The following is a 13379-nucleotide window of genomic DNA, read 5'->3' on the forward strand; positions in this document are numbered from 1 at the left end:
GCCGCGGGCAGGGAGATGCGCAGCGGCGGCCGCCTTCTCGCTGGAAGCTGGCCGGCTCCCGGTCATTTGTCTTCGTCCTTCTTGGTCCGGCGCTTCTTGTCCTTGACCGCTGTATCTTTCACGACCTTCTTTTCCTTCTCCGCGTCCTTCCGGGCCCCCTTCTCGGCGCTCTTCAGGGGGCGCTCGCCACTCCCCCGCCCCTCGGCCTTGCGCTCCTTGCCAAGGCTGCGCTTGCGTTCCTTCTCCCCGGAGGCCTTGCGCTTCCCCTCCCGGGCCTTCTTCTCTTTGCCCCCCTCGGGCGGGCCATCCTTGCCGCCGCCGATCAGCTTTCTCGCCGCCTCGTCCTCCTTCTCGAAGTGGGTCAATGCGGCTTCGAGCACGATCAGGTCGCCGTCGGTATAGCGCCGCTGGTGCGGGGCAGGCTCGGCGCCCTCGGCCGCGGCTTCCTTGAGGGTCTTCGCGGGCGTGAGGAAGCCTTCTTCTTGCAGGAGACCGCCCAGCTGCTTCGACAGGCCCATGTTCCGGCTTCGCAGCCACCAGATCCTGTCCTGGACCTTCTGGAGCCGGTCGCCGAGCCCGACCTTTCGACGGGCCTCGGTGACGTCGCCGTGACTGCCGATGTCGACGTCGGACACATTGGTGGCGCGGATGAAGACCTCGAAGGGATCCGACTTGTCCACCCCCGCAATCTCGCCTTCGCCGGAGGCCTTGGCCCCTTTCTCCTCGGGCAGCAGGCCCGCCATGGCGTTGTTCACCGCAGCCTCGAAGGAGCGAAGCGGGGGAATCTTCTCGCTCTTCACGCTGCCGCGGTCGACCGCCGCCCCAGCGCTGATGGCATACACGGCCAGGGGCGGCGCGTCGAGGTTGGCGTCGATGTCGAACTTCTCGGGCATGAAGCGGATGTACTGCTTCGGCGCGCTCTTGTAGCCCTTGGCCAGGCTGCCGATGTAGTCGAGGTCCCCCAGCATCCTGGGATTCATGTAGCTCAGCCCCTCTTCCCGCTTGCCCGTCATCCACGCCTCGATCTGAGGCCTGTAGGTGCTCCACAAGCTGCCCAGACGCTCGTTGACGGCCTGGACCGAGGCCCACCAGCGATCGCGCCAGATCGCCTCGCCCTGCTCGCTGCGAGCTCCCTGGACGTGCCCCTGAGCCAGGGCGGCGAGCGCGCCGCCACCGCTCGGGGCTGAGTGCGCGAGCATTTCCTTGCTCAGGGCCTCCACCTTCACGGTCACTTCCCTGAGCTGGCCGAAGTACACGTCCTGCAGGGCGCTGACCTCCTCGGTCACTTCGAAACTCCGCACCTGCTTCTTGTAGGCCAGCGAATGGGCCTTCACCTCGCCGGCATAGTCCAGCAGCCGGTCGCCGTAGTGGTGCTCGGCATTGAACTGCGCGAAGGCCGGCCAGTCCCGCTCCAGCGCCAGCTTGATGTTGTGCGCCTCGTGGAAGGCCTTGCGGAAGGGCTGGTAGAGCGGCGGGTCCTCCGGCCGCGCCGAGCCCTCGCGCCTGGATGGACGCCAGATCCCGACGTCCTTGCTGATGTCCGCCCTACCCTTCTTGCCGTCCTTGTCCGTCGTCTCTCTGAGGTCGATGCCCATGCGTTGCGCATCGTCCTCGTCCTCCACGAACTCCCGCAGCTTGTTGGGGTCGAGGCGATGGAGGCGGTTGCGGTCGCCGAAGGCCTCCATGTCGATCACGCGCCGGTTCTTGCGCGTCCCGTCGCGACCGTAGTAGCCGAACTCCTTGCTGTTGACGTCGTCCCGCCCGAGCTGGGCCGGCATCGTGCCGCCGCTGCCTGGGGCGCTCGTCGTGGTCGACGCCGTGGCCGCCTTGCGCTGCGCCGGTCCGGCGGCCGCCTTGGCCCCCATCACGTCGGCCTCACGCTCCAGACCGGCGTTGTCGTTGACCGCCGTGCCGGCGACCTGCGTCGTGGCCTTCACCCGTCCCTGGCGCTGCTGCACCAGATGCCAGGCCTCGTGCGGCAGGTGCCGCTCCTGCCCAGGTCCGAGGTGGATGTCATTGCCCTGCGCATAGGCCGACGCGTTGAGCTGAGCAGGCTTGCCCGAGGCCCGATGCACGCGGACGCCCGACATGTCCAGGCCGGACAGCGATTCGATGCCCGCCTTGAGCGAGTCCGGCAGGCCCGTGCGGTTGACGTCCGGCGCGGCCTGGGCCGGCGCCGCCTCGCTGCCATCGGGCTGGCGCTGCGCGGGCACCTGGGGCGATGCATAGCCCTGCACGACGCGCCGCTGCGCCTGCATCTGCGGCGACTGCGCGATGGAGGCCTGCAGCTGGGCGAGCCGTCCATCCGCGACGGCGGCATCGGGCCGCGCGGCGTCGCGCTCGCCGGCCGCGGCGGCGGGCTGGCCGCGCCGATGCCGGTCTGGCGTTTGGGGAATCTTCATCTCGCGTCTCCCGAGGTCGGCATCCAGCCGCCACCAAGCGCGAGCGTATCGACATCGCCTGCCCGCAACCATCAGCAGAATGCTGAGAAACGCCTGGGAGCCGGGCCGCGCGAACGGCCCGGCTTCGCTGAAGCCTGCGCACAGCGGCCGGGCGCCTGGCCCGACATCGCGGATCCGGCCGCGCAGCGCTCCTACACTGCAGGGCGGACGGCCGCCTGGACCGGCGCTTGCGCTCCTGCCTGTCCCGCGCCCCACGCCCATCAGGACCCCGTGAACCTCTACAGCCGAACAGCCGTCATCCTTGCCGCATGCACGGCAAGCCTCGCCGCCTTTGCCGCAAGGCCGACGCCCCTCAAGCAGCTGTTCGTCCTGGTCGCACTCATCCTGCTGGCCGCGATCTTCTTCAGAGGCAGCTGGCAAGCGTTCAGGTCGTGGAAGGTCCGCCGTGTTGCCGCGCTTGTCGTTCCCCTCTTGGCGGCCTGCGCCATCCCTGCCGGCCTCGGACTGGGCCAGGCATGGCGGGCCTGGGCGTTTTCACTGGATCAGCCCATGTATGCCCAAGCCGCCCAGTGGGCCGTGTCGAAGGCGAATGGCGGCAGTGACGTGCTCCTGCAACTGCCCACGGAATTCCAGGATCTCGCGTATGCCGTTCATGTGCAGGACGACCCCCTGTGCGGCACCGTCGTGGACTTCGTGTGGGGCAGCGGCTTTCCCGTCAGACACATCATCCGCCGCACTGTGCCGGCGTCATCGCCAGCCAGCTGCCGCTCCCCGCACGGCCACGCTCACCCGATTGGCGAGCACTGGTACGAGTACGTCCACTGAATGCGCCCTACGTCCATGCAGCGCCGGCAGCGGCCACTCGGGGTTCATTCGCACCCATCGGCACCGGAACGCCATCAATGCAAGGCTCAGCGGAATCAGCCCTTGCCAGCGTGACCTCAAACCACCAGCTGCCCTCGCGTCCGCGCCACGCAGACCGTCACCTCCACGCCTGCCGTGAAGCGGAGGAAGTCGGCCTCCATGCCGTCCGAGAAGATGACGCCGTGCTCCGGCATTCTGGACCGCAACCTCAGCGGCGCAGCGGCCGTCACCTGGCCGTAGACCATGGTGGCTTGCGTGCGTTGCGTGGGAAAGGGCTCGCGCACGGCAAAGGTAAGGTGATCGGTGTCCCAGCTCATGGGCGTGTAAGCCCCGCCCCCCTGAGCGCCGGCCGCCGAGGCCAGCGCCAGGGACCCGGTCATCACGCTCTTGAGCCAGGCCGTGGAGCCCAGCCCGGTCGACACGATGACGCCCGACGACGACTGCTGCTCCTGCCGCTCACCCAGCGCGATGTCGTACAGCGCCGACGTATGGCTGCGCGGCCCGATGAACAGGTCGTTGACGGCCCGCAGGGTCTGCCCATCGGACAAGCGGGCCTCGGCCATGGTGACGGTCTTGGTCGGGCGCCGCTCGCGCGCCACATCGCGCAGCAGGGCATCGAGATGCCCGGGCTCGAAGGGCAGCAGCACGCCGTCCCAGCGCGAGGGCTCGGGATTCACGCCGATCAGCGGCTGCCCCTCCAGGTACTTCATCGTGTTGGCCACCAGGCCATCCTGGCCCAGCGCGATCACGATGTCGTCCGGCGCAAAGACGAAGTTCGGCAGCAGCGATCGATCCAGCACCTGGTGCCGCCCCCAGTCCCGCAAGACGGCGCTGACCCGCTGCAGGCTCTGCGCATAGGCCATGTTCTCCTGGACGTAATCGGTGAAGTCCGCGCCCAGGTGCTCGAGGTAGAAGCGGGCCTGCTGCAGCGTGTGGTACTTAGCGACCAGCTCCTCCAGCCGGGTCTTGCGGGTCACCAGCACCACCTTGCGGTCAGCGGGCGCGTTCACGCTGGCCCCCTTGCGGCTCCGAGCTCGTGTGCCCCAGCAAGGCCTGCAGCAGCTCTGGCGCCATATTGAACTGGCCGATGCGCTCGGCGTTCTCGGCAATGCCGCCGAAGGCCTGCGCAATGAGCTGGGCCGGCTGCATGCCCACGGCGGCCAGGGCCTGCACGACACGCGTGTCGGCCTGGCTCAGCGCACTCATCACGCTGGCGACGCGGTGCGCTTCGGCCTCGGCCAGCGTGCGGCTGTTGGCCGCCTGGCCGGAGACAAAGGCCTTGCGGCTTTCCTCCAGCTCGATGTCTGCCGTCATCTGCTCGGCGCGCAGGCCGTTGTCCTTGCGCATGAGCGCGGCCTTGGCCTCCAGCTTGGTCTCGCTGATCTCGCGGCGCTTGTGCTCGACGGCGATCTCGGTGTCCAGCTCGTTCTGGCGGATGGCGCGTTCCTTCTCGACGGCAGACATGCGGCGCGCATACACGGCGTCATCGGCTGCACGCAGATTGGACTCGCGCGCCTCCGCCTCCAGCGCACGGGCGATGTCGGGCGTGGGCTTCACGCTGAGGATGGACACGCCCAGGATCTCCAGCCCCAGCGCCTGGATCTCGGGCTGCACGCCCAGCTCGCGCTGCGCGGTGCGCGCGATCAGGGCCGAGGAGCGCAGCGCCTGCTTCAGGTCCAGCGCCTGCACAGCCTGCTGCACGATGACCTCGGCCTGCTGCGCCACGCGATCCGCCAGGCGGGCCGGGTCTTCAGAGGCATAGGTCTTGCCGTCCGGCCTCAGCGAGAAATCCATCAGGGCCGCGGTGCGCTGCGGCTCGCTGATGCGGTAGGTCACCTGCCCCTGCACCGTGACGCTCTGGAAGTCCGAGGTCACCAGGTCCAGCATGAAAGGCCGGTCGTGGCTGGCCACGGGCACCGCGACGAGCGTGGTGGTCGGGGCGTAGTAGTAGAAGGACAGGCCCGCACCCTGGCGCGCCAGCTTGCCGCCGCGGAACTGCATCAGGTGCGTGGTGGGTTGGGACTTGATGAAGCGAATGCCGAACATGTGGAACCTCCTTCTCCTATAAGTTGCTCAGTACATCTTGCATAAGGTGTACAGTACAACCTACATTACGGAGCGTCAAGAGGCCAAGCAAAAATGACCCGCAAGATTTCCTCCAGCCACGCAAGCAAGTCGGCAGGCGCTGCAGCCGCCAATGACTTTCCTCGGCCCTTCACCACGGTGGACGTGGTGATCTTCACCGTGCTGAACGACGCTCTGCAGGTGCTGCTGGTGCAGCGCCCCTCGGACGCCGCCGACCCCTTCCCCGGGCACTGGGCCTTGCCCGGCGGCTTCGTCAACGTGAGCCTCGATGACAGCCTGCTGGCCTGTGCGCGCCGCAAGCTGCTGGAAAAGACCGGCGTGGCCTCGCCCTATCTGGAGCAGCTGGGAAGCTGGGGCGGCGCCTCGCGGGACCCGCGCGGCTGGTCCGCCACGCATGCCTACTTCGCGCTCATCCCTGCGCAAGACCTGGCCCTGGCCAAGGGCGCCAATGCGGCGGACGTCGCCTGGTTCCGGGTCGACGAGGTGCTGCAGGCGCCGCAGCTGGCCTTTGACCATGGCGAGATCCTGCAGGCGGCGGTGGAACGCTTGCGCAGCAAGGTCGAGTACACCTCGCTGCCGGCCTTCCTGCTGCCGGAGCCCTTCACGCTGCCGCAGCTGCAGCGCATGTATGAGGTCGTGCTCGGCCGGCCCGTCGACAAGAGCGGCTTTCGCACGCGCATGCTGGCCGCGGACTTCCTGGAAGAGGTGGGCCACATCGAGAGCGAGTCCAACCGGCCGCCGATGGGCTACCGGCTGAAGGATCGATCCGCGCCCGTTTACTTCCCGCGCACCTTCAGCCCACGCCATGGGAGCTGAGCCCGGCATGGGTCTCAAGCCTGACGTCGAATCCTCAAGGAGTTGTTCATGAGCCCACTGCGAGCCCTTCGCGCCGACATCACCACCCTGGCCGTGGATGCCATCGTCAACGCGGCCAACTCATCGCTGCTGGGCGGAGGTGGCGTCGACGGCGCCATCCATCGTGCCGCAGGACCGGAGCTGCTGGAGGCCTGCCGGGCGCTGGCCGGTTGCAAGACGGGGCAGGCCAAGATCACGCCCGGGTTCAGGCTGCCGGCGTCGTACGTGATCCACACCGTGGGCCCGGTCTGGCAAGGGGGTCACAAAGGAGAGGCGGCCCTGCTCGAGAGTTGCTACCTCAGCTGCCTGCGCATCGCCCGAGAGAAGCGCTTGCGTTCGCTGGCCTTCCCGAGCATCAGCACGGGCGCCTATGGCTACCCCATCCAGCAGGCAGCCCGGATTGCCGTGGCCTGCGTCCGTCAGGGCTTGAGTGCCGAGGATGGGCCGCTGGACGTCACCTTCTGCTGCTTCTCTGCGGCGGATCTGGCGATCTACGAAGCGCTGCTCGGCACCGCCCCCCAGGCCGAGAGCGGCCCGCGCTGAGCACGACCCAGGGCACGGCGTCTGAGCACGGGCCCGGGCGAATCGCTCAGGAAATGCCAGGCCGGGCGGGCACCGGGACTCCAAAGAAGAAAGACCCGGAGGCCGGGGCTTTCAGGGCGCGTTGTCAGCCGCACTGCCCCACGTACCCGCAGGCCGTGCAGAAATCGCAGCCGTCCTTGTGGATCATGGTGGCATTGCCGCATTCCGGACAGGGCTTGCCGGCCATGGCGGGGACGGTGGCGCCGCCGCCGCTGAGCTTAGGGGCAGGCGCCTGCAGCAGGCCCATCTCGACCAGGGGCATGCCATGCTCGTCCAGGATGCCCAGCATGGCGTAGCGGTGGATCACCAGGCGAGCCACATAGGCCACGGTGGAGGGCCAGATCTGCTGGCGTCGCTCACCGCTGAGGGTAGGCACCGGCGCCATGAAGTGGCCCAGGGGCTCGCCCACATTGAGCAGCTTGCGCAGCTTCATGCCGATCCAGGCCGGATCCATCACGCGCATGTCCAGGGACAGCAGGCGCGCCATGCCGTCCAGGGCCTTGGGATAGTTGCCCGAGAAGCCCATGGCGCAGGGGCGGGTGATGTGGCCGCCGTCCGGCGTGGGCAGGGTCACCTCCTTGAGCGTGAGGGTGAACTGCTCGCCGGTGGCGGGATTCTCGACGTCCACGGCCCAGGCCAGGGTGCCCATGGTGCTGGTGCGGGGTTCCTCCCGGCTGAACATGGCATCCAGCACGGGCGTGGGGCCGCCTTCCTGCAGAGCGCCCAGCTGCTCGCAGCGCCAGCGGATCACGGCCGCGGTGGCAGCGACCACACCGGGGAAGAGGCGACGCTCGCCGCCCGGCGGCACGGGCATCTCGAAGGAGCGCTCCTCGGCCACGGTGGCCAGCGCGTCCAGCTTGAGACGCAGCCAGGCCGCGTCATTGGTGCGCAGGTCCATGGACAGGGTCTTGGCCACGGCAGACAAGCCGCGCGGCTGCTCGGCGCCGTTGACCCACACCTCGAAGGGCAGGTTCTTGCCGAAGAGGCCAGCATCCGGGCCTTCGGCGGGCAGCTCGCCCACGAAGAGCGCGAAGTCGCCATGCGGGTGGCGGATCATGTAGCTCCAGGCCGGGTTGCCGTTGGGCAGCTCGGGCCGGCTGGGCCAGCGCAGCGAGGCCAGCACCGCATTGGGCAGGCGTTCCAGGCGCAGGCGGCGGTTGGTGCCGTCCTCCTCGGACACGGGCTTGAGCGGCTCCGGCGTGGCCGTGGGCTCCACGCTCAGCACGGAACCGAGCACGCTGTTGGGGCGGTAGGTGGCCAGGCCCTTGAGCCCGCTCTTCCAGGCCTGGGTGTAGAGGTCCTGGAAGTCGGCATAGGGATAGTCGGCCGGCACGTTCACCGTCTTGGAGATGGCCGTGTCCACATAGGGCGCCACCGCGGCGACCATGGAGGCATGGTCCGAGGCGGAGAGCTCCAGCGCGGTCACGAAGGCGTCCGACAGCGGGGCGTCCTTGCCGAAGAGGTGCCGGTACAGGCGCCAGGCATGGTCCTCGACGGCGTATTCCTTGAAGCTGCCATCGGGCATGCGCTTCTTGCGGGTGTAGCTCCAGCTGAAGGCGGGCTCGATGCCGTTGGAGGCGTTGTCCGCGAAAGCCAGGCTGATGGTGCCGGTGGGCGCGATCGACAGCAGGTGCGAATTGCGCAGACCCTGGGCACGGATCTTGTCCTTCAGGCCTTGCGGCAGTCGCGAGGCGAAGTTGCCGCCCGACAGGTACAGGTCCGCATTGAACAGCGGGAAGGCGCCGCGCTCCAAGGCCAGGTCCGCGCTGGCGTCATAGGCAGCATTGCGCATGACCTCGCTGATGCGGCGGGCCATCTCGCGGGCGGCCTCGGTGTCATAGCGCAGATTCAGCATGACGAGGGTATCCCCCAGGCCAGTGAAGCCCAGGCCCACGCGGCGCTTGTTGCTGGCCTCATGGGCCTGCGCGGGCAGGGGCCAGGGCGTCACGTCCAGGACGTTGTCCAGCATGCGCGTGGCCGTGCGGCAGACCTCGGCAAAGCCTTCCTCGTCGAAGCGGGCATCGGGGCCGAAGGCGTCCTGCACGAAGAGCGTGAGGTTCACCGAGCCCAGGCAGCAGCAGCCGTAGGGCGGCAGGGGCTGTTCGGCGCAGGGGTTGGTGGCGTCGATGCGCTCGCAGTAGTAGAGGTTGTTGTCGTTGTTGATGCGGTCCAGGAAGAGCACGCCTGGCTCGGCGTGGTCATAGGTGGACTGCATGACCTGGTCCCACAGCTCGCGGGCGCGCAGCTTGCGGTAGACCCACAGGCCGTCACCGCGCTGGTAGGCACCGGCCTTCTTGAGCTTCTTGCCGGGCTCGGCCTTGTGGGTGAGTTCGACCTCGGCATCGGCCTCCACGGCCTCCATGAAGGCGTCAGTCACGCCGATGGAGATGTTGAAGTTGCGCAGGTCGCCCTGGTCCTTGGCGTGGATGAATTCCTCGATGTCCGGATGGTCGCATCGCAGCACGCCCATCTGGGCGCCACGGCGGGCGCCGGCGGATTCCACGGTCTCGCAGCTGCGGTCGAACACGCGCATGTAGCTCACCGGACCGGAGGCACTGCTCTGGGTGGAGCCCACCCAGGCGCCCTTGGGGCGGATGCGGGAGAAGTCATAGCCCACGCCACCGCCACGGCGCATGGTCTCGGCGGCTTCGGTCAGCGCGGTGTAGATGCCGGGCACACCGTCATCGGCCAGGGCGATGGAGTCGCCCACCGGCTGCACGAAACAATTGATCAGCGTGGCGCTGAGCTCGGTGCCGGCAGCGGAGTTGATGCGGCCGGCCGGCACAAAGCCTCGGCGCTGGGCTTCGAGGAACTTGGCTTCCCACTGGGCGCGGGCCTCGGGCGCCTCGGCCTGGGCCAGGGCTCGGGCCACGCGGGCGCGGAGTTCGTCCAGGGTCTGCTCGTCGCCCTTGGCGTATTTCTCCAGCAGCACCTCGGCGCTGATGTCCTGGGCCGGCAGCGATGCCGCGGCAGCCAGGGGCATGAGAGAGGTGGTGGGCAAGTCGAGGGAGGCCTGGTTGGGCGGGGGCATGGAATCTCTCCGGATTTCTGATCGGTGATCGTTCGAATATGGCAGCGAATGCTCGTCGCAGGGGCTGCCGCGGGTTTTGACCCTGATCACTGAGCATGCATCCGGGCACCGCCCCGGGCAAGCCCCCAAAAATGCTTGTGAGTGGCCACTCGCGCTGGGTGCATTGTCCACCCGGAGCTCATCGAAAACCCCGAGAGCCCGGGGCTTGACGGACACCCCCGCAGGGGTGAGGGCTGCAGGGGCAGGCACAGAGATTGATATACCGGCCCGCCATACCCGGCATGCAGCCACTCCAGGCCTGCAAGCGCGGCGGCCGAGCTTGCGCGGCATCGCCCGCAAGAATCGGGGATCCCCCGAAAGACGCCGAAAGCGCCCGGCCGCAGATCGGCCGCGGGTCGGCCGATCGCCCTCGCCTCAGAAGGGGTTGTAGGACTTCTCGCGCCGGTAGTGGATGTAGCCCACGCTGGCCCCGGTGCGCAGGCCCACGCCGAGGCGGATCGGGGCCAGGGTGACCCCGTTGAGCCGCTGGTAGTTGATGCCGGCGCCGCCGATGTAGTACAGACTGCCCTCGACGCCGGGGAAGCGCTGGAAGATGGCCGCGGTATTGGGCAGGTGGTAGCACAGGGTGAAGACCTTGGACGCATTCGCGCCGAAGTCGAAGCCGATGGAGGGCCCGGCCCAGTAGACACGGGCACCGCCGCCGCCCTTCATGATCAGCTGGCCGTCGCCGTAGCGCAGACCCACGGTCACCGCGGCCCCGGCTTCCTCGCCCTTGATGTAGGCATTGGGCCGGCCCTGCTCCTTGAAGGCCTTCTCGATGACCTTGGCCAGGCCCTCGGTGGTGCTGCCGAAGAACTCGGTGGCGGCCGTCAGGATGGAATCCTCGTCATAGGTGTCTTCCTTCTTGTCAGCGGCCAGGGCCAGGCCCGGCAGCAGCAGGCCGGCCCCCAGCGTGCCCAAGCCCTGCAGGGCCTCGCGGCGCGCCGGGTCTGGCAAGGTTTGCAGGGATGCGTGGTGTCGGTTTCCGCTCATCTAGGCCTCCTCGGCGAATTGGATTGCGCAACAATAGCGCAGACTTTGGCGCCGGGAAAACCATCAGCCGTGCCACACACAAACCGTGACAAAGCACCAGCCCCGGCACTCGCGGCCGGGCAAGGGGCAGACCTACACTGCCGGGCACAAAAGTACAGGAGAGAGGGCACAAGATGTCCGGAGGGATACTGCTTGCCGAGCGACCGTCAGCCACGCGAAGTGCTGCACCGTCGCCCATCCCATTTGCCACCCCACCGCGCGCACGCACCATGAACGCTGACATGCCCAAGCTGGCCCTGGCGCTTGAATATGCAGACATCGCGGCCGGCCTCTACATCGACGGCGGCAGCGATCACGCGGCGCGCCTGCTGGCGGGTGCGGCGGAAAAGCTCCTGGGTGACCTGGGGCGTCTGGTGATGTCCATGCCGGCCAAGGAGGAGGTCCAGCATCTGCTGACCGAGGTGGCACTGAGCCACGAGGCCCCGGTGGAGCTGCCGCGCAGCCACCTGAGCTCGCGCAACCGCCAGCCCTCGCTGGACCGCGTGAGCGAGCTGGGGGCCCTGCTGGACAGCGAGGCTCGCCAGGAGACCAGCGCCCTGCTGCGCGCCTGCTGGTACACCCTGGAATCCCTGGGCCTGGAGGCGGTCGCCCCCGACCGACTCGAGGAAGCCATTGAAATGAGCACGATCTACGCGCCGGATTGAGCCGGGCGCAAGGCACACGGGCCCAGGCCCCTGCTAGCATGGTCTCATTGAAGTGCCACGGTCGGAGACCGCCATGAACAAGCCCCAGGAACGCCGTCAGTTCGCCCGTGTCAGCTTCGACGCGCCGGCCGAGCTGGTCACCGTCGACGCCCGGCTCAGCGTGGGCGTGCTGGACCTTTCGCTCAAGGGCGCACTGCTGAAGCTCTCGGGCACCGACCTCGTCGGCATGGGCGAGCCCTGCCTGCTGTGCGTGCGCCTGGACGGCGGCGACCAGCGCATCGTGATGGGCGCCGAGGTCGCCCACCTCGAAGGCGATCGGGCCGGCCTCATCCTTCGCAGCATCGACATCGAGAGCGTCACCCATCTGCGCCGCCTCATCGAGGTCAACCTGGGCGAGGCCTACCTGCTGGAGCGCGAGCTCAAGGCCCTGCTGGCCACCTGAGCGCGCGCCACGCCATGGCTGCCACGCTCCATGGCTCCTGCCTGTGCCGGGGCGTGCGCTTCGCGCTGGACAGCCCGCCCCTCTTCATCAACCTCTGCCATTGCAGCCTGTGCCGCAAGCTCAGCGGCAGTGCCTTCGGCAGCTTTGTGCATGCCGATGGCCTGGGCTTTCCCTGGCTGGAGGGTCAGGCCCTGGTGCGCAGCTATGAGTCCTCGCCCGGCAACTGGCGCGCCTTCTGCACGCGCTGCGGCAGCCTGATGCCCGTGCTGGAGGACGAGGGTCGCCACGCCATCGTGCCGGCAGGCAGCCTGGACGACGACCCGGGCCTCAGGCCGCTCGTGCACATCCACTGCGCGTCCAAGGCCCCCTGGTACGCGCTGCCCGAGGACGGCCTGCCGCGCTTCGAGGCCTTTCCGCCCCCGGACTTCTGGCCTGCCACCCCAGGCGCGGAGGGCTGAGCGCCGCGTTCACTCCAGGATGAAGCGCCGCAGCCGCTCGAAGGCGGCGGCGGGTTCATCGCGCCACACCCCATGGCCACAGGCCGGGAAGCGGGCCAGCTGCATGCAACGCGAAGGCAGGGCCTCCGCGATCTCCAGCGCATCCTGGAGCGGGCAGACGGGGTCTTCCTCGCCGGCCACCACGAGCACGGGGCAGCGGGCCCGGCTCAGGCCGGGCAGCAGCTGCATGTCCTGCATCTCGCCGCGGATGAAGTGCAGCAGGATGTCCAGCTTCAGCAGCGTGCGCTGCGCGGCCATGGGGTCGGTCTGCGGGGTCGCTGTGTAGAGGTCGCGGCAGGCCTCCCAGTAGGCCGCAAAGGTCAGCGGCGTGGGCTCGGTCCAGAGGCCGCGCACCTTTTCGCGCACGCCCTCACCCCCGCGGCGCACGAAGCCCTCGATCTTGCGGTCCAGGCCCATGTGGTGCGAGGTGCTGGACAGGATCACCTTGCCCGGATGCTCCGGATGACGCTCGATGTAGCGCTGGGCCACGAAGCCGCCGAAACTCTGACCCAGCACGATGGGCTTGACGATGCCCAGGGCGTCGCAGAGCCGGACGATGTCGTCGGCCCAGGTGTCCAGGGTCCATTCGCTGCTGGGGCGGGGGTCGCTGCGGCCATGGCCGCGGTGGTCGTAATAGACGATCTGCGCCACATCGGCCAGGGCACTGAAGGCCGGCTTGAAGGCACTGTGGTCAAAGCCGGGCCCGCCATGCAGCAGGATCAGCGTGGGCTTCTCCCGCATCCAGGCGCCATCGGGCACCAGGCCTTCTCCCTCGATATCCACGAACAGGTGGACACCGGGTTCAATCTCGATTCTCATGCTTCTCCTACTTCTCCGGGGGCGGGAGTCTATGCAAGTTCGACGACATCCGGCGCCCTCTGCACC

The 13379-nt window shown here is 68.4% G+C and carries 12 protein-coding genes; 6 read left to right on the forward strand and 6 right to left on the reverse strand.

The window, feature by feature from the left end; translation table 11 throughout:
• Positions 1 to 62: 62 nt before the first annotated feature.
• Positions 63 to 2402: an eCIS core domain-containing protein gene (locus O9Y01_RS04930; RefSeq protein WP_269630365.1), complete on the reverse strand. Its 2340-nt coding sequence runs from the start codon at positions 2400 to 2402 to the stop codon at positions 63 to 65.
• 270 nt (positions 2403 to 2672) lie between these two features.
• Here O9Y01_RS04930 and O9Y01_RS04935 point away from each other — a divergent pair, with 270 nt between their 5' ends.
• The gene (locus tag O9Y01_RS04935; protein WP_269630366.1) at positions 2673 to 3227 is read left to right on the forward strand and encodes a hypothetical protein; all 555 of its coding nucleotides are present in this window, start codon (positions 2673 to 2675) and stop codon (positions 3225 to 3227) included.
• Between the two features lie 116 nt (positions 3228 to 3343).
• On the opposite strand, the gene O9Y01_RS04940 is transcribed toward O9Y01_RS04935, so the two are convergent.
• Complete coding sequence (locus O9Y01_RS04940; RefSeq protein WP_269630367.1) at positions 3344 to 4276, reverse strand: sugar kinase; 933 nt, start codon at positions 4274 to 4276, stop codon at positions 3344 to 3346.
• Positions 4260 to 5312 carry an SPFH domain-containing protein gene (locus O9Y01_RS04945; protein ID WP_269630368.1) on the reverse strand — a complete coding sequence of 351 codons (1053 nt, stop codon included), beginning with the start codon at positions 5310 to 5312 and terminating at the stop codon, positions 4260 to 4262. The genes O9Y01_RS04940 and O9Y01_RS04945 overlap by 17 nt, the downstream gene beginning before the upstream one ends.
• A 93-nt stretch (positions 5313 to 5405) precedes the next feature.
• Here O9Y01_RS04945 and O9Y01_RS04950 point away from each other — a divergent pair, with 93 nt between their 5' ends.
• Complete coding sequence (locus O9Y01_RS04950; protein ID WP_269630369.1) at positions 5406 to 6167, forward strand: NUDIX hydrolase; 762 nt, start codon at positions 5406 to 5408, stop codon at positions 6165 to 6167.
• A gap of 48 nt (positions 6168 to 6215) precedes the next feature.
• Complete coding sequence (locus tag O9Y01_RS04955; protein ID WP_269630370.1) at positions 6216 to 6749, forward strand: O-acetyl-ADP-ribose deacetylase; 534 nt, start codon at positions 6216 to 6218, stop codon at positions 6747 to 6749.
• Between the two features lie 124 nt (positions 6750 to 6873).
• Here the strand turns inward: O9Y01_RS04955 and O9Y01_RS04960 are convergent, their stop codons facing one another.
• The gene (locus O9Y01_RS04960; protein ID WP_269630550.1) at positions 6874 to 9771 is read right to left on the reverse strand and encodes an adenosylcobalamin-dependent ribonucleoside-diphosphate reductase; all 2898 of its coding nucleotides are present in this window, start codon (positions 9769 to 9771) and stop codon (positions 6874 to 6876) included.
• 462 nt (positions 9772 to 10233) lie between these two features.
• Complete coding sequence (locus O9Y01_RS04965; protein WP_269630371.1) at positions 10234 to 10851, reverse strand: DUF1134 domain-containing protein; 618 nt, start codon at positions 10849 to 10851, stop codon at positions 10234 to 10236.
• A 269-nt stretch (positions 10852 to 11120) separates the two neighbouring features.
• Between O9Y01_RS04965 and O9Y01_RS04970 the strand changes: the two genes are divergently transcribed.
• The 3 genes from O9Y01_RS04970 to O9Y01_RS04980 all read left to right on the forward strand — a co-directional run bounded on the left by O9Y01_RS04970 (position 11121) and on the right by O9Y01_RS04980 (position 12455).
• Positions 11121 to 11555, forward strand: coding sequence for a hypothetical protein (locus O9Y01_RS04970; RefSeq protein ID WP_269630372.1), 435 nt, complete (start codon positions 11121 to 11123; stop codon positions 11553 to 11555).
• 73 nt (positions 11556 to 11628) lie between these two features.
• Positions 11629 to 11997 carry a PilZ domain-containing protein gene (locus tag O9Y01_RS04975; RefSeq protein ID WP_269630373.1) on the forward strand — a complete coding sequence of 123 codons (369 nt, stop codon included), beginning with the start codon at positions 11629 to 11631 and terminating at the stop codon, positions 11995 to 11997.
• 14 nt (positions 11998 to 12011) lie between these two features.
• Positions 12012 to 12455 carry a GFA family protein gene (locus tag O9Y01_RS04980; protein WP_269630374.1) on the forward strand — a complete coding sequence of 148 codons (444 nt, stop codon included), beginning with the start codon at positions 12012 to 12014 and terminating at the stop codon, positions 12453 to 12455.
• Between the two features lie 9 nt (positions 12456 to 12464).
• On the opposite strand, the gene O9Y01_RS04985 is transcribed toward O9Y01_RS04980, so the two are convergent.
• Positions 12465 to 13313 (reverse strand): alpha/beta fold hydrolase, encoded by an 849-nt coding sequence (locus O9Y01_RS04985; protein WP_269630375.1) that lies wholly within the window; start codon positions 13311 to 13313, stop codon positions 12465 to 12467.
• Between the last annotated feature and the right edge of the window lie 66 nt (positions 13314 to 13379).

This window comes from Pelomonas sp. BJYL3 (assembly GCF_027257975.1).
Taxonomy (GTDB): Bacteria; Pseudomonadota; Gammaproteobacteria; order Burkholderiales; family Burkholderiaceae_C; genus Roseateles_B; species Roseateles_B flavus.